The sequence below is a fragment of the Sphaerisporangium sp. NPDC088356 genome (assembly GCF_040685555.1).
GTDB lineage: Bacteria > Actinomycetota > Actinomycetes > Streptosporangiales > Streptosporangiaceae > Sphaerisporangium.
In genome coordinates this window covers 39,043-59,277 of sequence record NZ_JBFBIK010000040.1, presented here as the reverse complement: position 1 = coordinate 59,277, position 20,235 = coordinate 39,043, and the positions used below count along the sequence as shown (strand labels likewise).

Annotated in this window: 22 protein-coding genes and 2 pseudogenes; 15 read left to right on the top strand and 9 right to left on the bottom strand. The window is 71.5% G+C overall.

The window, feature by feature from the left end:
• A partial coding sequence (locus AB0O34_RS17365; protein WP_363916415.1) for a VOC family protein occupies window positions 1–308 on the bottom strand: 308 nt, incomplete at its 3' end.
• Window positions 309–385: 77 nt separating this feature from the next.
• A pseudogene (locus AB0O34_RS17360) lies at window positions 386–621 on the bottom strand (VOC family protein); the annotation flags it as partial.
• A gap of 340 nt (window positions 622–961) precedes the next feature.
• On the opposite strand from AB0O34_RS17360, the gene AB0O34_RS17355 reads away from it, so the two are divergent.
• The 5 genes from AB0O34_RS17355 to AB0O34_RS17335 all read left to right on the top strand — a co-directional run bounded on the left by AB0O34_RS17355 (window position 962) and on the right by AB0O34_RS17335 (window position 3,654).
• Window positions 962–1,336, top strand: a complete 375-nt coding sequence (locus AB0O34_RS17355; protein WP_363916417.1) for a helix-turn-helix transcriptional regulator — start codon at window positions 962–964, stop codon at window positions 1,334–1,336.
• Between the two features lie 10 nt (window positions 1,337–1,346).
• Complete coding sequence (locus AB0O34_RS17350; protein ID WP_363916414.1) at window positions 1,347–1,763, top strand: VOC family protein; 417 nt, start codon at window positions 1,347–1,349, stop codon at window positions 1,761–1,763.
• A 394-nt stretch (window positions 1,764–2,157) separates the two neighbouring features.
• A complete protein-coding gene (locus AB0O34_RS17345; protein ID WP_363916413.1) occupies window positions 2,158–2,400 on the top strand; it encodes a sigma factor in 243 nt (80 codons plus the stop codon).
• Window positions 2,401–2,405: 5 nt separating this feature from the next.
• Window positions 2,406–3,098, top strand: coding sequence for a sigma factor-like helix-turn-helix DNA-binding protein (locus tag AB0O34_RS17340; RefSeq protein ID WP_363916412.1), 693 nt, complete (start codon window positions 2,406–2,408; stop codon window positions 3,096–3,098).
• A 127-nt stretch (window positions 3,099–3,225) separates the two neighbouring features.
• A complete protein-coding gene (locus AB0O34_RS17335) occupies window positions 3,226–3,654 on the top strand; it encodes a protein-tyrosine phosphatase family protein (protein WP_363916411.1) in 429 nt (142 codons plus the stop codon).
• Between the two features lie 309 nt (window positions 3,655–3,963).
• Here AB0O34_RS17335 and AB0O34_RS17330 read toward each other — a convergent pair whose 3' ends face one another.
• Complete coding sequence (locus AB0O34_RS17330; RefSeq protein ID WP_363916410.1) at window positions 3,964–4,623, bottom strand: HNH endonuclease family protein; 660 nt, start codon at window positions 4,621–4,623, stop codon at window positions 3,964–3,966.
• Window positions 4,624–5,070: 447 nt separating this feature from the next.
• On the opposite strand from AB0O34_RS17330, the gene AB0O34_RS17325 reads away from it, so the two are divergent.
• The 4 genes and pseudogenes from AB0O34_RS17325 (at window position 5,071) to AB0O34_RS17310 (ending at window position 6,461) form a co-directional block, all read left to right on the top strand.
• Window positions 5,071–5,232, top strand: coding sequence for a hypothetical protein (locus AB0O34_RS17325; RefSeq protein WP_363916409.1), 162 nt, complete (start codon window positions 5,071–5,073; stop codon window positions 5,230–5,232).
• 57 nt (window positions 5,233–5,289) lie between these two features.
• Window positions 5,290–5,475: pseudogene (locus tag AB0O34_RS17320) on the top strand (YndJ family transporter); the annotation flags it as partial.
• Between the two features lie 88 nt (window positions 5,476–5,563).
• A complete protein-coding gene (locus AB0O34_RS17315; protein WP_363916408.1) occupies window positions 5,564–5,911 on the top strand; it encodes a YndJ family transporter in 348 nt (115 codons plus the stop codon).
• A gap of 28 nt (window positions 5,912–5,939) precedes the next feature.
• Window positions 5,940–6,461 carry a DUF1990 domain-containing protein gene (locus AB0O34_RS17310; protein WP_363916407.1) on the top strand — a complete coding sequence of 174 codons (522 nt, stop codon included), beginning with the start codon at window positions 5,940–5,942 and terminating at the stop codon, window positions 6,459–6,461.
• A 16-nt stretch (window positions 6,462–6,477) separates the two neighbouring features.
• On the opposite strand, the gene AB0O34_RS17305 is transcribed toward AB0O34_RS17310, so the two are convergent.
• Window positions 6,478–6,987, bottom strand: a complete 510-nt coding sequence (locus tag AB0O34_RS17305; RefSeq protein WP_363916406.1) for a DinB family protein — start codon at window positions 6,985–6,987, stop codon at window positions 6,478–6,480.
• 112 nt (window positions 6,988–7,099) lie between these two features.
• Between AB0O34_RS17305 and AB0O34_RS17300 the strand changes: the two genes are divergently transcribed.
• Complete coding sequence (locus tag AB0O34_RS17300) at window positions 7,100–7,531, top strand: GNAT family N-acetyltransferase (protein WP_363916405.1); 432 nt, start codon at window positions 7,100–7,102, stop codon at window positions 7,529–7,531.
• A gap of 5 nt (window positions 7,532–7,536) precedes the next feature.
• Here the strand turns inward: AB0O34_RS17300 and AB0O34_RS17295 are convergent, their stop codons facing one another.
• The 3 genes from AB0O34_RS17295 to AB0O34_RS17285 form a co-directional block, all read right to left on the bottom strand.
• On the bottom strand, window positions 7,537–8,511 hold the full coding sequence (locus AB0O34_RS17295; RefSeq protein WP_363916404.1) for a 2-dehydropantoate 2-reductase: 975 nt from the start codon (window positions 8,509–8,511) through the stop codon (window positions 7,537–7,539).
• 370 nt (window positions 8,512–8,881) lie between these two features.
• The gene (locus tag AB0O34_RS17290; RefSeq protein WP_363916403.1) at window positions 8,882–9,403 is read right to left on the bottom strand and encodes an N-acetyltransferase family protein; all 522 of its coding nucleotides are present in this window, start codon (window positions 9,401–9,403) and stop codon (window positions 8,882–8,884) included.
• A gap of 21 nt (window positions 9,404–9,424) precedes the next feature.
• Window positions 9,425–10,699 carry a sigma-70 family RNA polymerase sigma factor gene (locus AB0O34_RS17285; protein WP_363916402.1) on the bottom strand — a complete coding sequence of 425 codons (1,275 nt, stop codon included), beginning with the start codon at window positions 10,697–10,699 and terminating at the stop codon, window positions 9,425–9,427.
• A gap of 215 nt (window positions 10,700–10,914) precedes the next feature.
• On the opposite strand from AB0O34_RS17285, the gene AB0O34_RS17280 reads away from it, so the two are divergent.
• Entirely contained in the window at window positions 10,915–12,510 is a 1,596-nt protein-coding gene (locus tag AB0O34_RS17280; protein WP_363916401.1) for an MFS transporter, read from the top strand.
• An 11-nt stretch (window positions 12,511–12,521) separates the two neighbouring features.
• On the opposite strand, the gene AB0O34_RS17275 is transcribed toward AB0O34_RS17280, so the two are convergent.
• A complete protein-coding gene (locus AB0O34_RS17275; RefSeq protein WP_363916400.1) occupies window positions 12,522–13,874 on the bottom strand; it encodes a serine hydrolase domain-containing protein in 1,353 nt (450 codons plus the stop codon).
• A gap of 203 nt (window positions 13,875–14,077) precedes the next feature.
• On the opposite strand from AB0O34_RS17275, the gene AB0O34_RS17270 reads away from it, so the two are divergent.
• Together AB0O34_RS17270 and AB0O34_RS17265 are read left to right on the top strand one after the other, a co-directional pair.
• Window positions 14,078–16,294, top strand: a complete 2,217-nt coding sequence (locus AB0O34_RS17270) for an ATP-dependent RecD-like DNA helicase (protein ID WP_363916399.1) — start codon at window positions 14,078–14,080, stop codon at window positions 16,292–16,294.
• A gap of 300 nt (window positions 16,295–16,594) precedes the next feature.
• The gene (locus tag AB0O34_RS17265) at window positions 16,595–17,800 is read left to right on the top strand and encodes an Ig-like domain-containing protein (RefSeq protein WP_363916398.1); all 1,206 of its coding nucleotides are present in this window, start codon (window positions 16,595–16,597) and stop codon (window positions 17,798–17,800) included.
• 171 nt (window positions 17,801–17,971) lie between these two features.
• Here AB0O34_RS17265 and AB0O34_RS17260 read toward each other — a convergent pair whose 3' ends face one another.
• The gene (locus AB0O34_RS17260) at window positions 17,972–18,958 is read right to left on the bottom strand and encodes a radical SAM protein (protein ID WP_363916397.1); all 987 of its coding nucleotides are present in this window, start codon (window positions 18,956–18,958) and stop codon (window positions 17,972–17,974) included.
• Window positions 18,959–19,113: 155 nt separating this feature from the next.
• Here AB0O34_RS17260 and AB0O34_RS17255 point away from each other — a divergent pair, with 155 nt between their 5' ends.
• Both AB0O34_RS17255 and AB0O34_RS17250 read left to right on the top strand, forming a co-directional pair.
• Window positions 19,114–19,437 carry a multidrug efflux SMR transporter gene (locus AB0O34_RS17255; RefSeq protein WP_363916396.1) on the top strand — a complete coding sequence of 108 codons (324 nt, stop codon included), beginning with the start codon at window positions 19,114–19,116 and terminating at the stop codon, window positions 19,435–19,437.
• Window positions 19,434–20,114, top strand: a complete 681-nt coding sequence (locus AB0O34_RS17250; RefSeq protein WP_363916395.1) for a TetR family transcriptional regulator — start codon at window positions 19,434–19,436, stop codon at window positions 20,112–20,114. Before AB0O34_RS17255 ends, AB0O34_RS17250 begins: the two co-directional genes overlap by 4 nt.
• Window positions 20,115–20,235 lie beyond the last annotated feature (121 nt).

Below are 20,235 nucleotides of genomic sequence, written 5' to 3'. Positions count from 1 at the left end.
GTCGCCACCAGGCGACCGCCACCGACGTCGTGCGCGGGCTCCTTCACGGTGGCACCCGCGGCGGTCACCTCGGCCAGCTTCGCCTCGATGTCCGACACGTGCCAGTAGGCCACCGGTGAGGTCATGCCCTGCGGGCCACCGCCCGGCACCAGCCCGATGTGCTGGCCCTCGGCCTCGAAGCCGACGTAGTAGGGCGCGTCGGCCTGCGGCGGTACGCCCAGCAGGGCGGCGTACACCGCCTTGGCCCTCGCCAGGTCGGAGACGGGATGCAGCACGGTCTTGATTCCCTGGGTGGAAGAGCCGGTCATGGTCACTCCTGAAGTCATGGGTCGCATCGACCCGATGGGATTGCTGGGCTGGAAAAGGAATGGGAAGCCCGGGGATTGCCCTTGGCCGCCATCTCGGTGATGGTGCGGCGCTCGTCGTCGGTGACGCCGGAGTCTGCTCCCGGCGACTGAGGACGATGGACGTGCCGGGCTGGTCGGCGGGGCCGACCGTGATCAGCGCATCCCGCCGTGTCCGACGTCGTCACGGACCTCGAAGCCGAGGGTACCGCGATGGAAGGCCAAGGATGCGTACGGGTCGTCGTGGGAGGAAGCTCGAGTGTCTGGTGAGGTTCATGGCGTCATGGTGGTCACGCTATCTGCGGCTCAATGAGCGGCGCTTCTCGATTCCTGACCGGTTGGGTCACCTGTTCGCCCGAGCCTCAACGTCCAGCGGCTGCGCGTACGCCCGGTCGATCCGAGGTTTCCTCCTGCGAGCTCCGCCACGGATCCGGGGAGGGAGTGGCCTCTCCATTCGTGACCGCCTGGCTCCGGGATCCGTTCCGGCCGCGCGCTCGCCGCCTTGGCCGCGTGTGCCGGTCCGGGTGGGCACTGTACGGCTGCTACGCCTCTGGACGTGGGATAATGACCGCGTGACACGGGAGGATCTGGTCCGGTTGCGACGGGTGCGTGACCTGATGGACCGCGAGTACGCGAAGCCCCTCGACGTACCGGCGCTCGCGCGGGTCGCTCTGATGTCGCCAGGCCATTTCTCACGCAGCTTCCGCGCCGCCTTCGGCGAGACCCCGTACAGCTACCTGATGACGCGACGGATCGAGCGCGCCAAGGCGCTCTTGCGCCACGGTGACGTCACGGTGACGGAGGTCTGCTTCGCGGTCGGGTGCTCGTCATTGGGGTCGTTCAGCTCGCGGTTCACCGAACTGGTGGGGGAGAGCCCGAGCGCGTACCGGGCCCGCAGGCACGACAACGGCGCGGCCATCCCGGCGTGCTTCGCCAAGATCCTGACGCGGCCGGTCAGGCACGGAGAAGCCTCGCCGACCAGCCGGATGTAGCGTGACCAGTATGAACCTCAAGCTGACGTACTGCTCTATGGCGGTCCATGACCATGACAAGGCGCTGGCCTTCTACCGTGACGTCCTCGGCTTCGAGGTGCGCAGCGACGTCGAGTTCGAGGGCATGCGATGGGTAAGCGTCGGTCCGCCGTCGCAGCCAGACGTACAGATCGTGCTGGAACCACCCGGCGCGGACCCTGGCGTTTCGCGCGATGACCGGAAGGCGATCGCGGATCTGATGGCCAAGGGGCTGCTCAGTCGTCTGGTCTTCGCGACCGATGACTGCGATGCCACCTTCGAGCGCGTTCAGGCTGCGGGCGCGGAAGTGATGCAAGAGCCAATGGACCAGCCTTACGGCGTGCGTGACTGCGGCTTCCGCGATCCTTCGGGCAACATGCTGCGGTTCGCCCAGTCCCGCAGCGAATAGCCCGCGTGCCGTGCCTGCCCGATGGCAGGTGAGGCCCGCTCACCGAAATGGCGTGACAATTCCGCACGAGCCGCGGCTCGCATGATCCTTCGGTCCTTTCAGTCGAACGCCTGGGTGGCCGTCGCGGCCTGCCCGAGACGGCTCGGTCGCCACGGCCGGGTCGCGCGCCGCAGGGTCAGGGTCAGGGTCAGGGTCAGCAATTTTCATCATGACCAGCACGGCGGGGACGCCCAGGACCGCTAAGGCGGTCCACTCCCGGCCTCCGGCTGGCGTGGGTCCTTGTGGGCCATGTGGGCTCTGATCTCAGCCGCGGATATCGCCGGCGGGGATGAGCAATGGCCATCACATTCATCGTTGTTGCGAGATAAGTGCATTAGAGGTCATCGAGACAGCCATGGGGCACCACACCCTTCCGGACACCCCTTCCTCGCCGGCGCGTCCAGGATGGGCCGAGATCTTCGGTCTCTACAGCCATCCCGATGGGATGGACGACTGGGCCGGGCACCGCCGATATCTGTTCGCGGTCGCCTACCGCCTGCTCGGCAGCGCCTTGGATGCCGGGGATGCCGTACAGGAGGCGTTCATACGGCTGCGCACCTCCGTTCCCGCGGACCTGGAACACCCGGGGCGTGGCTGACGACGGTGACGTCGCGCATCTGCCTCGACATGCTCGGCTCAGACCGCGCTCGCCGCGAGACCTACGTCGGCACCTGGCTGCCCGAACCGCTGGCTGCCTACGACGACTCGGATCTGGGCGAGGCCACCGCGTTAAGGGAGTCGGTACGCACCGCCGTACTCCTGGTGCTGGAGAGCATGACGCCCGCCGAACGGGTCGCGTTCGTGCTGCACGACGTGTTCGGCATGGACTTCGACCGGCTCGCGACCGTGGTCGGCCGCACCCCGCAGGCATGCCGCCAGCTCGCGTCGAGGGCACGCCGGCGGGTACGCGCGGAGGCGCCGCCCCGCGTGCCGGTGTCCGTCGAGGAGCACCGGCGCGTCACCGCCATGTTCCTCAAGGCCGCCGCGGACGGCGACCTGGCGGACCTGGTCACCCTGCTCGACCCCCAGGTGGTGCTGCGCTCCGACGGCGGGGGAGCGGTATCCGCGGCGCGTGTGCTGGTGCACGGCCCTGAACGGGGCGCCGCGCTGCTGGGCGGGCTGGTCCGCCGCTACGCCGGTGTGGAGGTACGCCCGGTTCGGCTGGGCGGCGGCGGCGGGTATGTGCTGAGCCTGGACACGAAGGTGACCGGCGTGGTCGGCATCGAGATGGCGGGTGGCCGGATCACCGAGATGAACCTGGTGGTCAACCCGGCGAAGCTCCAACGCGCCAGGTAGACGCCCGGACGGTCCGCCCGAGTCGGCCAGGGCGTTCGCGGACGCTCCTGCCCAGATCTCCGCACGGGTTCCGAGTCCGGCGAACGGCTGAGCAGTGGCACGCTTCTCACCTCGGTAAGATCGCTCAATGATCACTGGCTGGGAGCCCACGATGGCGGGCGTGCTGCGCCTGCCATCGGGCCGGCTCGTGCGCGGCCGGGGGCTACGCCGCCCCCTCCCAGCGGGGCCGGTGCCCGCCTTCGCGCTGTATCTGCTGGGGCGCGAACCGGCACCGGTCCCCTGGCAGGCTCGCTGGATTCGCTGGCCGGACTTCTGGTTGCCGTCCGACCGCACCGCCGCCGGGGACGCGCTGCGCGAGGCGTGGGCGCGTGCCGAGACCGAGCGCGTCGAGATCGCCTGCCTCGGCGGATCCGGGCGAACGGGCACGGCGCTGGCCTGCCTCGCGGTGCTGGACGGGGTGCCCGGACGTGAGGCGGTCGCCTACGTCCGGGAGCATTACTCCTCACACGCTGTTGAGACCCCCTGGCAACGCCGCTTCGTCGCCCGCTTCAAGTAGCGGCGCCACCGGGAGGCCCCGGTCACGCCACCAGGCTGGAAGCCATGATCCTTCGCCAGGTGACCGGCGGAGACGGAAGCCGGCGCGGATCATGCCGCACACCCGGCATGGACACCGACAAGCCCGCCGGGTGGTGCCGTCCCGGCCGTACACCGGGACACCCACGGCGGAGACGGTGGTCAGGTCGGTGGCGCCTTGCCGGATCAGTGCCTCGACGAGGTCGAAGGGCATGCCCGCCAGGCCGAAGCAGCAAGTGTGCCGGGTGGATGCCACCGGGCCGGGCGGTGATGTCGGACTCCGGTCGTGCGCTCACGGATGCTGGCGGTCCGGGCAGGTGTCGAGCATCTGATCGAGCGCCGTCTTCTCCTTGGCGGTGACGCTCAGCTTGTAGCGGTGCTTCACATCCGTCCACGCCCTGGCGTAAAGGCACCAGTACGAGCGCCGCGGTCGCCACTGATCTGGGCTCTGGTCCTCCTTTGCCTGGTCGGAGGAGGCGGACACGGCAATGAGCTGGGGATTGGTCAGGTCGTTGGCGAACTCCTGCCGCCTGGTCATCGACCAGCCGTCCGCTCCCGAACGCCACGCGTCGGCCAGGGGCACCAGGTGGCCGATTTTCACCCGGGACGCCGATCTCAGCGTCTTGCCGTCGTAGGCCGAATGCCAGGTGCCCGACACCGCCCGGCAAAAGCGATCCTCCTTGACGTTCTCCCCGTCGCGGTGGAGGACGATTTCCCGGGTGTCGCAGTTCCCGCCCTGCTCGACCCAGTGCGGGAACTGCGCGGGGGAGTACCCCTTCATGGAGCCGGGCCGGCGGACCACCAGCTCGGCGAGCCGCGCGCGCGCCACCGAGGCACGCGGCGGCTCGGGCATCGACACCGGGGCGGCAGGCGGCGGCGGCCCGGCGCCGGGGACCGGGAACAGAGCGGGAAGGCAGGCAGCGGCGAGACCCCACAGGGAAGCGATCGGCATGAGGGTACGGATATCGGCTGACGAACGCCCGCTGGGCGCGCTTTGACCTGTCTTGACAGCCGCGTTAGTGGTTGGTTGATGCGAACAGAGCGCTGTGTGCGGCCGCCCGGCCGCCGAAGCGGTCAGGGAGATCGGCTTCGTCTGGAAACAGTCGGTGGACATGCAGCAACAGCGCGGCGACCTCTTCGCGGCGCACGCGGCAACCACCGCGGCCGCCCCAAAGTGATCGACGAGGCCGACGTGCTCTTCGCCCGCGCACGACGCGACAAAGGCACCCCGATGCCCGACTTCGTCAAGAAGCTGACCATCAAGACCAGCAGTGCCGATCACGCGACTCGGACGGACCACCGTCGCACCCCAGCCTGGACAACGCCCGCAGCCGGATGAGCACCTATCCGGGGATCGGCGGTCCGCCGTTGCGCCTGGTAGCCTGCGATCAGGAGCCAATTGAACACGTTCAATCGGAGGCGCCGTGACCCCCTGGTCGATGTCGTCGTCATGATCGGCATGCTGGTCGTGGTGCCGGTCGGGCTGAGGCTCGTCGACACCCCTCGCCACGTCAGGCTGGTGTGGGCCGCCGGCGCGGTGCCCGGCGCGCTCTCGCTCTGACTTCCCCGTGGTACGGCCGCGGCGGCGCTCGCCGTCGTCTACGGGCTGGCCACCGCGGTGCTCGCCTCCCACGCGGCCGTACGGGCATGGCGGCGCCGGTCCCTGGCTCCGCACGAGGTGGCGGTGCTCACGGCACTGGTGACACCGGCCGTCGCCGGGCTGTCCCTGGTGTGGGAGCGCGCCGGGCACGCCCTGCTCGGCTTCAAGCCCGCCATCCTCGCTCTGACCGTGGCGCACTTCCACTTCGCCGGGTTCGCCGCCGCGCTGGTGGCCGGCCTGGTGTGCCGCGCCACTGGCGAGCGCGCCCCTGTCCAGGGCCGCCGCGCTCGCGGTGCCCTGCGGCACAGCCCTGGTGTTCCTCGGTTACTTCGTCGGCGACTGGGCAGAGCTGGCGGGTGCGGTGGTCCTCACAGCGGGAATGTGGCTCGTCGGATGGCTGACGTGGACGCAGGTCCGGCGTGGCGTCACCGACCGGCCGACTCGCGCCCTGCTCGGCGTCTCGGCCGTGACCCTCGCGGCGACCATGGTGCTGGCGCTGAGCTGGGCGCTGGGCGAGGCGACCGGGCTGCCCCACCCTTCGGTGGAGTGGATGGCGGCCACCCACGGGGTGTGCAACGCCGCAGGGTTCGCCCTGTGCGGGGTGGCCGCCTGGCACAGGCTACGCATCCGCCCCCTGTGATCCGATGACTCATCAGACAAGGAGTGCGATGGACCTCAAACGGTACGACGACGCGGAGCTGACCTACGCCGAGGCGGGCGCGACCCGCACCGGGGAGCTGCCGGAGGGGTACCGCCATCTCAGGCGCAGCTATCCCATGGGCGACGGTGCCTCGCTGGGCCGTGCGGCCGACGCCCTGCTGACCTGGCGCATGCACGCCGCTCTAGGGCTCTCGCCGCGGGCCACCGCACCGAGGGCCGCGCCGGGCGTCGTGGTGGCCTCCCGCCTCGGCATCGGCCCGCTCGCGATCGTCGCGCCCTGCCGGGTCGTGTGGACCGTCGAGGAGGACCGCCGCGCCGGGTTCGCGTACGGCACGCTTCCCGGCCATCCGGAGTCCGGCGAGGAGTCCTTCCTGCTGGAAGTGGCCGGCGACGGGTCGATGTCGTTCACGGTCAGCTCCTTCACCCGGCCCGGCCGCTGGTACACGCGCGTCGCCTGGCCGCTGGTGTCCCTGGCGCAGCGGTTCTTCGTCGGCCGCTACGCCTCCGCGCTGCGCCGCCACACCCGCTGACCCTGGAAACGGGTGATCAGGCGCCGGTGACGCCGTCGAGGCGTTCGCGCACGATGTCGGCGTGCCCGTTGTGGCGCGCGTACTCCCCGATCATGTGGAGGTAGATCAGCCGCAGCGAGTAGACCTCGTCGCGGAAGGTGAAGGTGTCGTCGAGGGACGCGCCGGCCGCGGTCTCGTCAGACAGGCGCATCTCCTCGACCAGCAGCGCGTACTCCTCTGCGGCGCGCGCCGGGTCCACATCGTCGAAGTCGGCGTCCTTCTTGGAGGCGTGCAGCGGCTCCACCGGCTGGCCGGCGAACCGCAGGCGGAACCAGGTGCGCTCGACCTTGGCCATATGCCGGATCAACCCCAGCAGCGACAGGCTGGACGGCGGCGCGGCGCGTTCGGCGAGCTGCTCGCCGGTCAGACCGGCGCATTTGAGCAGGAAGGTGCTGCGATGCCAGGCGAGGTAGCCGTTGAGCATCTCGCGCTCGCCCGCCACGAGCGAGCCGTCGGTGCGGGTGATTTCAGGCGCTGTCCAGGTCATCAGGGCATCATTCCGCGCCGGACACCATTCCGCGAACCGTTTGACCGGTGTGTCCTGGGATTCCCCAATATCATGCTGTACGTCGCGCGTGCCCGAGGTGGGGGGGCAATAATTGATCATCGCTCAGGAGACGTCGTTCGACGAGGACGAGATCTTCGAACTCTACGAGTCGGTGGGCTGGGGACCCTGGACTCGGGACATCGCCAAGGTCTGCCGGAGTCTGGTGAATTCACATCTCGTGATCACCGCGCGGGATGAATCCGGCAAACTCCTCGGATTGTCCCGAACGGTGTCCGATGACGAAATCGTGTGCTACGTCCAGGAGTTGCTGGTCAACCAGCAGTTCCATGGTCAGGGGATCGGCCGCAGGCTTCTTGAACACCTCATGGACCGATACGCACATTGCAGGTATTTCCTGCTGACCACCGACCACGAATCCACGCCGGAAGGCGAATCGAACCACGCCTTCTACAGAAGGCTCGGTCTGATCGAACACCACGAGCAGGGGCTGTCGGCTTTCGGGCTGAAGGTCGACAACCCCTGACGGTGTCACCGAGCCGGCAGGCCGTCCGGCCCCGCGGCGGGACCGGCCGTGGCCGCCTGGCTTGTGTCGACGCGGTTCTGCCGCACCCGCAGGTGCATGGTGACCAGGTCCAGCAGGGGGACGGAGACCCCGAGCCGCCGCGCCCGGGAGACCAGGTCGCCGAAGATGTGCTCGCCCTCGGTGCTGTTGCCGGACACCAGGTCGCGGTACAGGGAGGAGGCGAAGGGCGAGCCCGGCGTGGTGACCGTCTGGCGCGCGAACGCCAGCGCCTCCCTCGGCACGGTGTGCCCGGCCGCCGTCGCGACCGCCGCGCACTCGGCGAACGCGGCCTCGGCGAACGCGGCACCGCCGGGAACGGCCACCACCTCGCCGACCGTCCCGCGCATCAGGCACGTCACCGCGCCGGCCGCGGCGATGAGCACCCACTTGGCCCACATCTCGCCGACGATGTCGCCGGACAGGGCCGTGTCGAACCCCGCGCCGCCGAGCACGCGCCCCACCTCGGCCAGGGGCTCGGGCGCGTGGGCGCCGCGGGCACCGTAGGTGACGCTCTGCAGGTCGGCCAGGCGGACGATGTCGCCGTCGGCGTCGACGGTGGTGACCACCTTGGCCACACCGCCCAGCACCGCGGGGTCGCCGAACCGCTCGGCCAGGGCGTCGATGTGCCGCATACCGTTCAGGACGGGCAGGATCAGGGTGCCGGGGCCGATCGCGGGCGCGACGTCCTCGATGGCCTGACCGAGCCCCGTGGCCTTCACCGAGAACAGGACCAGGTCGAAGGTCGAGCCGATCTCGCCGGTGACGACCAGCCGCGGGGTGAGCACGGTCTGCTCGCCCAGGCCCACGATGCGCAGCCCGCGTTCCCGTAGCCGGCGCGCCCGCTCGGGCCGCACCAGGAACGTCACGTCCCGGCTCGCCTGCACCAGGCGGCCACCGAAGTAGCCGCCGGTCGCGCCGGCGCCCACGACCAGGATTCTCACGCCACCACTCCTCGGATCCGGGGACGGCCGGCGGTTCGGATCACCGGGCACGTCCAGAGAGAGCTTGACACGCTACTCCCCATGACCAGGAGCGATAGGACCGGCGTCACCACATTCGCGACGCCCTCCGACCGTGAGATCGTCACCACGCGCCTCGTCGCGGCGCCACGATCCCCCTGCTGTCCCGCGCGCTCGACCAGGCCGGCGCCCTCATCGCCCGGGTACGGCCCGAGCAGGCGACGCTGCCGACCCCGTGCCGCTCAGGGGACGTACGGGCGCTGGTCAACCACGTGGTGGACCAGGTCCACCAGTTCGCCCTGGTCACCGAGAGTGGCAAGCGCGAGGCCGCGCGGTCGGCTCGGGGCGCGCCTCAGCCCGCGCCGGGGGACAGCTCGCGCTGCATGAGCACCGTGTCGACCCAGCGCCCGTGCTTGTGGCCCACCTGCCTGAGCCGCCCCGCCTCGGTGAAGCCGGACCGGCGGTGCAGCGCGGCCGAGGCGGCGTCCCCGGTGTCGGCGATGACCGCGATCACCTGCCGGGCACCGGCGCTCGCGCACCCGGCCAGCAGGGCGTCCAGCAGCGCGCGGCCCAGCCCCCTGCCGGTCCAGCCGGGGGCAAGGTAGATCGTGTCCTCCACCGTGTGCCGGTAGGCCGGCTTGGGCCGCCACGGGCTCGCGTAGGCGTACCCGGCCACCTGGCCGCCCACGTCGGCGATCAGGAACGGCAGCCGCCGCCCGGCCAGATCGTCCAGCCTGCGCTCCCAGTCGGGCACGGTGGGCGGGGTCTCCTCGAAGGTGGCGAGGCTGCCGGTGACGTAGTGGGAGTAGATCGCCGCGACCGTCTCGAGGTCGGCGGGCACGGCCGGACGTATGAGGGATTTCTCGTTCGACACCTGTCGTCTCCGTGGTCGGGTTCAGCCGGAGCCGGTGACGCCGCCGGGGTCCGGGGGCGCCAGCCGCGCGGCCCTGGTCTCCAGGTAACGCTGCTCGGGGATGCTGGTGGTGCCGCGCGCCGCGGCCCTGTATCGGTCGCGGGCCGCGCCGTGCTCACCGGCCATCTCCAGCAGGTGCGCGCGGACGGCGTCGAGGCGGTGGTGGCCCGCGAGCCGCTCGTCGCCGTCGAGCGCGGTGAGCAGGTCGAGCCCGGCCCCCGGCCCCTTCACCATGGCCAGCGCCACGGCGTGGTTCAGCGTCACCACGGGGTTGGGCGCGACGCGGGCCAGCAGTTCGTACAGCGCGACTACCTGCGCCCAGTCGGTGTCCTGCGCGCGAGGCGCTTCGGCGTGGACCGCGGCGATGGCCGCCTGCAGCTGGTACGGGCCGAGCGCCGCGTGCGACAGGGCTCCGGTGATCAGCGCGATGCCCGCGTCGATGTGCCGGCGGTTCCACCGGCTCCGGTCCTGCTCGGCCAGCGGGACCAGCGTGCCGTCAGGCTCGGTGCGGGCCAGGCGCCGCGCGTCGGTGAGCAGCATGAGCGCGAGCAGCCCGGCGACCTCGCCGTCATCGGGGAGCAACTGGTGGAGGGCCCGGGTCAGCCGTATCGCCTCCCCGGTCAGCTCGGTGCGGTGCAGGTCGGGGCCCGAGGTGGTGGTGTACCCCTCGTTGAAGATCAGATACAGCACGTGCAGGACCACGCGCAACCGTCCGGCCCGCTCCGGCTCGGGCGGCATGCGGAACGGGATGCCGGTGGCCTTGATGCGCTGCTTGGCCCGGCTGATGCGCTGCGCCATGGTCGCCTCGGGGACCAGGAACGCCCGGGCGATCTGCGCGGTGGTCAGGCCGCCCACGGCGCGCAGGGTGAGCGCGAGCTGGGAGGCCGCCGACAGCGCGGGATGGCAGCACAGGAACAGCAGGGTCAGGGTGTCGTCCTGATCCGGCGGGGCCTCGTCACCGGGGCCCGGTGTCGCGGCGTCGGCGTCCGGCACCATGGCCGCGACCGTGACCTCCCTGGCCCGGCGCGCGTGGTCGCTGCGCCACTGATCGGTCAGCCGCCGGGAGGCCACGGTGACCAGCCACGCCTTGGGGCTGTCGGGGATCCCCTGCTCGGGCCACTGCACGGCGGCCGCCAGCAGCGCCTCCTGCACCGCGTCCTCGGCGGTGTCGAACTGCCCGTGACGCCGTACGAGGACGCCGACGACCTGCGGCGCCAGCTCGCGCAGCAGATCCTCGACCCGGGTGCCGGTGTTCACATCTCCCTCCCGCGTGCCCGGTGAGCCCCCGTATGCCGATCCCGGTGGGCTCGGTCGTGCGTTTCCCATCCCCGCAGTCAACCAGGGCCCGCGGAGAAATTCCCGGCCTCGCGCGTGAGAAGGATGTCGAAGCGTCCCCGCCAGCTCCGACCCACAATTGTGAGGCGCCCGCACGGGGCACCTCGCGATCTCGCGAAAACAGGAGCGGTCTTTCCATGGATACCAACACCGCGACCACGGCGGATCCGCGCGCGACCGGCTCGCGTTCCGGGCGGCGGGAGTGGGTCGGGCTCGGCGTGCTGGCGCTGGCGGCCCTGCTGGTCTCGATCGACGTCTTCGTGCTGCTGCTGGCGCTGCCCCGGCTGAGCGAGGACCTCGGGGCGAGCGCCACCCAGCAGTTGTGGATCATGGACGTGTACGGGTTCATGCTCGCCGGCCTGCTCATCACGATGGGCACCCTGGGCGACCGGATCGGGCGTCGCAGGCTGCTGCTCATCGGCGCGGCCGCGTTCGGGGCGGCCTCGGTGCTGGCCGCGTACTCCACCGGCCCGGGGATGCTGATCGCGGCCAGGGCGCTGCTCGGGGTCGCCGGGGCGACGCTGACCCCCTCCACGCTGGCGTTGATCGGCAACATGTTCCGCGACCCCCGGCAGCGGGCCCTGGCCATCAGCGTGTGGATGGTGTGCTTCATGTCCGGCGCCGCCGTCGGCCCGCTGGTGGGCGGGGCGCTGCTGGAGCACTTTTGGTGGGGGTCGGTGTTCCTGCTCGGCGTACCGGCGATGGGGCTGCTGCTGGTCTTCGGCCCGATGCTGCTGCCCGAATACCGCGACGCCGCCGCCGGCAGGCTGGACCTGACGAGCGTGGCGCTGTCCCTGGCCGCGATCCTGCCGGTCATCTACGGCCTCAAGGAGGTGGCCAGGAGCGGCTGGCAGGTCCTGCCCGTCGCCGCGGTGGTGGCCGGCGCGGCCTTCGGGCTGGCGTTCACCCGCCGCCAGCGTCGCCTGGCCGATCCGCTGCTGGACCTGCGGCTGTTCGCCAACCGGTCCTTCACCGCCGCCATGGGCGGCATGATGGCCGGCACCGCGCTGATGGGCGCGATCATGCTGTTCTTCACCCAGTACTTCCAGCTGGTCGCCGGGCTGTCGCCGCTGCGGGCCGGGCTGGCCATGCTGCCGGCGGTGGCCGCCTCGATCACCAGCGCGCTGCTCTCGCCGATCCTCGCCCGCCGTATCCGTCCGGCGTATCTCATCGGCGCGGGCATGGCCGTCGGCGTGGCAGGCCTGCTGGTGATCACCCAGGCCGGCCCGCTGCACGGCCTTCTGGCGGTGGCGCTCGGGTTCGCCCTGACCAACCTGGGCGGCGGCCCGATGGTGGTCCTCAGCATCGACCTGGTCATCGGCTCGGTGCCGCCCGCCAAGGCCGGCCTGGCCGCCGGGATGAACGAGACCGGCGCCGAGTTCGGCTACGCCTTCGGCATCGCCGCGCTCGGCAGTCTCGGCACCGCCGTCTACCGCGCCCACATCGCCGGAGCCATCCCCGAGGGCACACCCGCCCACGCGGCCGACACCGCCCGCGACACCCTCGCGGGCGCCCTCACCGCCGCCTCGGACCTCTCAAGCCCGCTGGGCGCCCGGTTGCTCGACGCCGCCCGCGAGGCCTTCACCACCGCCATGCACGTGGCCGCCGGGATCAGCGCCGTCCTGCTGCTCGGCACCGCGGTGCTGACCCTCACCCTGCTCCGGCACGTACCCCCCAGCGGCCGGCGAGCGGAGGCGCGAACGGACGCGGAGCCCGCCCAGGCCGCCCGCTGAGTCCCCGCAGGTCAGCGCCAGCCGCCGGTGTCCACGCCCCCGGGGACGGGCGCGGCCGGGTCGTACGGCTCGCGGGTGAACACGAAGGTGTTGAGGTCGAGGTGCCCGGGCGAGCCGTCGGCCCGCCGCACCAGGCGCAGTGTCTCCCCGGCGTAGTAGCCGTCGAGGCCGAGCCAGGTGCCGTCGGCCTGCGCGGCGAACCGGGAGGCCCGGCCGGGGACGCCAACCGGGGCGAGCGACACGTCGCGCCCGGGCAGCAGGCGCAGCAGGTAGGCGGCGGGCCCCCAGTACCACGGGCCGGTGAGCCCCAGCAGGTCGGCCTCGGCGGGGGAGGGCGCCCACTCGCGCGGCATGGGCGGCTCGTGGGTGTCCAGGAGGTCGAGCAGGTCGGTGGCCACCGAGGCGCGCAGCCCCGAGGTGGCGTTGGCCATCACCAGCACGCAGACCCGGTCGGCCGGGTCCGCCCACACCACGGCGAGGAACCCCGGCATCGACCCGCCGTGCCCGACCAGGCGCCGCCCCCGGTGGCGCAGCAGCTGGACGCCCAGGCCGTGGCCGACGCTCCACACGTCGCCGTCCTCCACCGCGGCGGGCTCGCGCATCTCGGCGAGCGTGGCTCCGCGCAGGACCCTGTCGTCGCCGCCGGACAGGAACTTCGCCCACTTGGCGAGGTCGGCTGGGGTGGACCACAGCTGGCCCGCCGGGGCCATGGCGCCCGCGTCGTGCTCGGGCTCGGGCAGCAGCACGTCGGCCCACGGATGCACGGCGTACCCGCGGGCGTGCGGCTCGCGGGGGCGGGTCGTGGTGTCGCTCATGCCCAGCGGCTCCAGGATCTCCGACCGCACCGCCTCGGCCCAGCCGACCCCGCGGTGCCGCGCGACCAGCTCACCGAGCAGCGCGAAGCCGAGGTTGGAGTAGTGGAACCGGCGGCCCGGACGGTGACGGGCGGTCTGGACGTCGAGCGCCCCGGCCAGGGCGTCCATCTCCACGCCGGGGGTGCGCTCCCACCACCCGCCGGGCGGCTCGGCGGTGAGCCCCCCCGTGTGCGAGAGCAGCTGGGCGATGGTGACGTCTCCGACCGGGGTGGCGGCGACGTGCTTGGCCAGCGGATCGTTCAGGTCGAGCAGGCCCTCGTCGCGCAGCCGCATCACCAGCACGGCGACCAGGGTCTTGGTGATCGAGCCGATGCGGTACTGGGTGCCTGTGGTGGGGGCCACGCCCTCGGCCTTGCCCCGGGCGCCGAACCAGACCGGCTCGCCGTCGCGCAGGACCATGGCGGCCAGCGAGGGCATCCGCGTCTCGGCCTGCTCGATGGCCACGCGGCGCAGCAGCGCGCGAGCCGTACCCTCCAGAACCGCCGCCATCCGGCCGCCCTCCCCGAATCGGTAAGCCGCTTGGTAGAACAGCTGACACATTACCGGGGATCTACCTGTGGGCCGATCGAGGGCCGGACCGCACAACCCCTTGACCAGGCCGACCCGGTAGCCCGCCGCGTGGGCGCGCCCGCGACCTCGCCTTCGGTGGCGCCGGGTGCCACCGGGACGCGGGCTGCGGAAGAATACCCGCCATGACCACCCCGGAGGCAGGCCGTCCCCCCGGCTTCGAGCTGTCCGCCGTCCTTGAGCGCATCACCTACGCCAACGAGGAGACCGGATACACCATCGCGCGGGTGGCCGTCGAGCGGGGCGGCGCCGACCTGGTGACGGCGGTGGGGCCGCTGCTCGGCGCGCAGGTGGGGGAGAGCCTTCGTCTCACCGGCCGCTGGGGCTCCCACCCCAAGTACGGCAAGCAGTTCGAGGTGTGGTCCTACACCACGGTCCTGCCGGCGACCGTGCAGGGCATCCAGCGATACCTCGGGTCCGGGCTGGTCAAGGGCATCGGCCCGAAGATGGCCGAGCGCATCGTCGGGCATTTCGGGGTGCGGACGCTGGAGGTGATCGAGACCGCGCCCGAGCGGCTGGTGGAGGTGCCCGGGCTCGGCCCCAAGCGCACCAAGATGATCGCCGCCGCCTGGGAGGAACAGAAGATCATCAAAGAGGTGATGATCTTCCTGCAGGGCGTCGGGGTGTCCACCTCGATCGCGGTGCGCATCTTCAAGCAGTACGGCGACGCCTCCATCACGGTGGTGAGAACCGAGCCCTACCGGCTGGCCGACGACGTGTGGGGCATCGGCTTCAAGACCGCCGACACCATCGCCCAGGCGGTCGGCATCCCCCACGACAGCCCCGAGCGGGTCAAGGCCGGCCTGCGGTACACCCTGTCCCAGGGGGCGGACGGGGGCCACTGCTACCTTCCCGCGCCCAACCTGGTCGGCGACGCGGTGAAGATCCTCGAAGTCCCGCCCGATCTGGTGACGAGCTGCCTTGAGGAGCTGGTCGCCGCCGAGGGCGTCGTGCGCGAGGAGGTCCCCGCGGGCGACGGCGTGGTGCCCGCGGTCTACCTGGTGCCCTTCCACCGCGCCGAGCTGTCGCTGGCGGGCGGCCTGCGGCGCCTGCTCGACTCCGGTCACGACCGGCTGGCGGCCTTCCACGGCGTCGACTGGCCGGCCGCGCTGGCCTGGTTGCGCACCCGCACCGGCGCCGACCTGGCCCCCGAGCAGTCCGAGGCGGTACGGCTGGCGCTCACCTCCAAGGTGGCCGTGCTGACCGGCGGGCCCGGCTGCGGCAAAAGCTTCACCGTGCGCTCCATCGTCGCCCTGGCCCGCGCCAAGAAGGCCAAGGTCATCCTGGCCGCCCCGACAGGAAGGGCCGCCAAGCGGCTCGCCGAGCTGACCGGTCACGAGGCCACCACCGTCCACCGGCTGCTGCAGCTGCGCCCGGGCGGCGAGGCCACCTTCGATCGCGACAACCCCCTGGACGCCGACCTGCTGGTGGTCGACGAGGCGTCCATGCTCGACCTGCTGCTCGCCAACAAGCTGGTCAAGGCGGTCGCGGCCGGGGCGCACCTGCTGTTCGTGGGCGACGTCGACCAGCTGCCCTCGGTCGGCGCCGGAGAGGTGCTGCGCGACCTGCTCGCGGCCGACGTCATCCCCCGGGTGCGGCTCACCCAGATCTTCCGCCAGGCCCAGCAGTCCGGGGTGGTGGTCAACGCCCACCGCATCAACACCGGGCTGCACCCGGCGCTGGAGGGCATGGGCGACTTCTTCCTGTTCCCCTGCGAGGAGCCCGAGGAGATCGCCGCGCTCACCGTCGATGTGGTGGCACGGCGCATCCCGCGCAAGTTCGGCCTCAACCCCCGCCGTGACGTGCAGGTGCTCGCCCCGATGCACCGCGGCGCGGCCGGCGCGGGAAACCTCAACAACGCGCTGCAGGAGGCGCTGACCCCCTCCCGGGAAGGCATGCCGGAACGCCGCTACGGCGGCCGGGTGTTCAGGATCGGCGACAAAGTCACCCAACTGCGAAACAACTATGACAAGGGCGTCGCCGGGGTCTTCAACGGCACCGTCGGCGTGGTCACCGACATGCGCCCCGAGGAAAGCAAACTCACCGTCCTCACCGACGAGGACGAGAGTGTCGAATACGCCTTCGACGAACTGGACGAGCTGGCGCACGCTTACGCCGTCTCCATCCATCGTTCGCAGGGCAGCGAATATCCCGCGGTGGTCATCCCCTTGGCGACCAGCGCGTGGATGATGTTGCAGCGCAATCTGCTCTACACCGCTGTGACACGCGCCAAGAAACTCGTGGTGCTCGTCGGCTCCCGCCGCGCGCTGGCGCAGGCCGTACGTACGCGGGGGGCGGGGCGCAGGCACACCAGCCTCACCCACCGGCTCGACCGGCACTGACCGGCAGCGGAGTCTCCCACACCCGCCCGATGACGGCTCCCCACCGCACCGCTGACCGGTTCGCGCCCAGTGGGCGGTCTCGCGGACGAGGCCTATCGGCCGCGCATACCTGCGCCCTTTGACCGGCCCACACCTGACAATGTCATTGGATCTGCTTGACGGCCGCAGGGGGCTTTCCTGACCGCATTGCCAGTTCAAGGTGACCGAAATGTGATCTAACTCGCCCAAAAGATGTACGTTCGGGTGGCAATCCCTATTAGGGTTTTTTCATTGCACTTTGCCGCCGTGGGGGAGAGGTCTGTGCGGGACTTTCGTCATCGTCTGAGGACTCCGATCGCCGGGCTGGCCGTGGTCACCGCCGGCCTGCTGATGGTGTCGTGCTCCAGCGGCACCGGCCCGTCCGCGTCGGGCCCCGGCGGGGGCGGCACCAGCGCGCCGGCGACGCCCGCTCCACTGATCAAGATCAGCCCGGTCACGGGCGCGAGCAAGGTCCGTCCCGACAAGCGCGTCGTGGTCACCGCCGGCAACGGGGAGCTGCAGGAGGTCACGGTCCAGGCCGGCGGGAAGACCCTCAAGGGCCAGTTCGACGCCGGGCACACCAAGTGGGTCTCCAAGGGCCCGCTGAAGCCCTCCAGCAGCTACACCGTCTCGGCCAAGGCCAGCGGCGCAGGCGGCCCGGCCGAGGCGACCAGCACCTTCACCACGCTCAAGCCCGCGCAGGAGCTGCGGATCGCCGACGTCACGCCGAACCGCAAGGGCGAGACCGTCGGCGTCGGCATGCCCATCATGGTGACGTTCAGCGGGCCCGTCGGCGACAAGAAGGCCGTGGAGGAGTCGCTGGAGGTCACCGCCGAAAAGCCGGTCTCCGGCGCCTGGCGGTGGATCAACGACACGCTGGTCATCTACCGGCCCGCCAAGTACTGGCCCGCCCACCAGAAGGTGAAGTTCACCGCCCTACTCGAGGGCGTGCGCGCCGGCAAGGACACCTACGGCGTCAAGAACTACGCCACCACGATGAAGATCGGCGCGGCGTGGATCAGCAGCGTCGACACGCGCAGCCACTCGATGGTCGTCCGCAAGGACGGCAAGGTCGTCCAGAAGATGGCGATCAGCGCGGGCAAGGCCACCTCGCGCGAGTACACCACCACCAACGGCATCCACCTGACCATGGAGCGGGGCAACCCGGTCACCATGATCTCTCCCGGCAAGAAGGAAGGCGACCCCGGCTACTACAAGGAGGTCGTCGACCACGCCGTGCGCATCTCCAACAGCGGTGAGTACGTCCACAGCGCCCCGTGGTCGGTCGGCTCGCAGGGCCGCGCCAACGTCAGCCACGGCTGCGTCAACGCCCGCCCCGACCAGGCCAGGTGGTTCTACGACAACTTCCACCGCGGCGACATCGTCAAGATCGTCGGCACGAACCGGGCGCTGGAGTGGAACAACGGCTGGGGCTACTGGCAGCTGCCGTTCAAGCAGTGGAAGAAGGGCAGCGCGCTGCACGCCTGAGGCCACCCGCTCATCGAGGCCCGGAGAGGTCACACCGATCCTCGACAGGGCCTACCCGCTGAAGCGGAGGTCCCTGAGACCACCCGGCACCTCAGAAGGGGCCGCACGGCCGGCGAAATCGTCATCACCGTGTGCGCCCCTCGCGGGTCCCCGGAGTGAGAACCGGGGTCCTCATAGCAGGGCGAGCTGGCGGTCGGCGGACCGCCGGGGCCGCCACGGCGCGCGACCTGCCCCGATGCCGTACAGGCGGGCCAGCTCGGACACCCGCCCGACCACACGCCGCCGGTAGTCCTCGGTGGCCGGCGCGTCGCGCCCGTACAGCTCCTCATAGCGCGGCACCAGGCGGGGATGCTCCTCGGCCAGCCACCGCATGTACCACTCGCGGGCCCCGGCGGGCAGTTGCAGCACCATCGGGGTGAGGCTCACCGCGCCCGCCTCGGCGACGCGCCGAACCACCGCCCGCAGCTGATCCTCCGAATCGGTCAGGCACGGCAGGATGGGGCCCATCAGCACCCCGCACGGCACCCCGCGCTCGCCGAGCTCGGCGCACAGCTCCAGGCGCTTCTGCGCGCTCGGCGCCCCCGGCTCCACCGCCCGGCGCAACCGGTCGTCGACGAAGCCGATGGAGACCCGGGCCTCGACCTCGGCCACCTCGGCGGCCTCCGCGAGCAACTCGGCGTCACGCAGGATCAGCGCGCTCTTGGTCATCACCCGGAAGGGGTTGCCGGCGTGGCGCAGGGCGGCGACGATGCCGGGCATCAGCCGGTAGACCCGCTCGGCCTCCTGGTAGCAGTCGCCGCTCAGCCCGATGCCCACCGCCTCGCCCGCCCAGCGGGGGGAGGCCAGCTCCGCCCGTAGCCGCCTGGCCGCGTCGGTCTTGACCACGATCGCCGAGCCGAAGTCGCGCTCGCCGTCCAGACCGAGGTAGCGATGGGAGCGGCGGGCCGCGCAGTAGAGGCAGGCGTGAGCGCATCCCCGGTAGGGGCTGACCGCCCAGGCGACGCCGAGCCCGATGGCCGCCGGCACCCGGTCGATGATCGTGCGCGCCGGCACCTCGTAGAAGGTCGTGTCACCAGATGCCCGGCGGACCGCTCGCCGCTCTATCCTCGGGCGCGCCGCGGGGGTGTTCTCGACAAGGGGAAGGGCGTCGAAACGCATGACCAACAGTGGAACACGTATTCGATACCCGCGCAAGCGATCTCACCACGCGCCGGCGCGCCGTCCGCCCTTCTCCCCAGGTGGGATGACCCACCGGCTAAAGTGGTACGCATGTACCGGTCTGTGCCGCCGGTCGGGACGAGGGAGGCCGGTTCATGCCGTGGTTGCTGCTTGCCGGCGCGATCGCTTCGGAGGTGCTCGCCACCTCGGCGCTGAAGCTGAGTGACGGCTTCGCCAACAAGGGCTGGACAGTGCTGGTGGTGATCGGCTACCTCGCCTCGTTCGTGCTGCTGGCCCGTGCGCTGAAGCTGCAGATGGAGGTCGGCGTCGCCTACGCGGTGTGGGCGGGCGCGGGCACGGCGGCCATCGCCGTGATCGGAGCGGTGTTCCTCGGCGAGGCGATGAGCCTGGTCAAGGTCGCCGGCATTCTGCTGATCATCGGCGGTGTCGTGCTGCTCAACCTGGCCGGCACGCATTGACCGCCCCCCGGCCCCTCACCGGGGGCACGGGCCCTGCGACGACGGCCACCCGGCCGGGCCAGGAACGCGGGCGCCGCCGCCGCGCCGCGCTGCTGGCGGCGGCGGTGGGCCTGCTGGAGCAGGGGGGTTTCACCGCCGTCACCCACCGGGCGGTCGCCCAGCGCGCCGGTCTGCCGCTCGCCGCGACGACCTACTACTTCACCTCCCGCGACCAGCTGGTGGCCGAGGCCTTCTCCCTGCTGGTCACCGGCGAGCTGGAGGTCATGCGCGGCCGTGTCCAGACCCTCACGCCCGGCGGCCGCCCCACCCCCGAGGACCTGGCCGACGCCCTGTCGGTGGCGATGGGACCGCGGGCCGGGCCGGGAAGCGAGGCCGACCGGCTACGCCAGCTCGGCCTGTGGCAGCTGTACCTGCAGGCCGGCCGCGACCCGAGGCTGCAGAAGATCGCCCGCGACTGGACCGACGGATGCGACACGGTCGTCGCCGAGACGCTCCGCCGCGCGGGCTACCCGTCCGGACGTCACGCGGCCCGCATGGTCGGCGTGCTGCTGGCCGGGTTGTGGATGGAGCACCTCGTGGAGGGCCGCCCCGAGGCCACCCTCGAAGCCCACACGCTCCTCGCCCAGACCCTGCGCACCCTCGCCGTCACACAAGGACAGGCCGGGCCCCGGCGGTAAGGGGTCACACGGTGACGTCCACCCGAGCCGTAGCCGGTCACCGACGAGCGGAACGACGGCCTCCACACCGCGCCCCGGCGTCACGACCGGCACGCACTACCGGCGGGCCCTGGTCACCGAG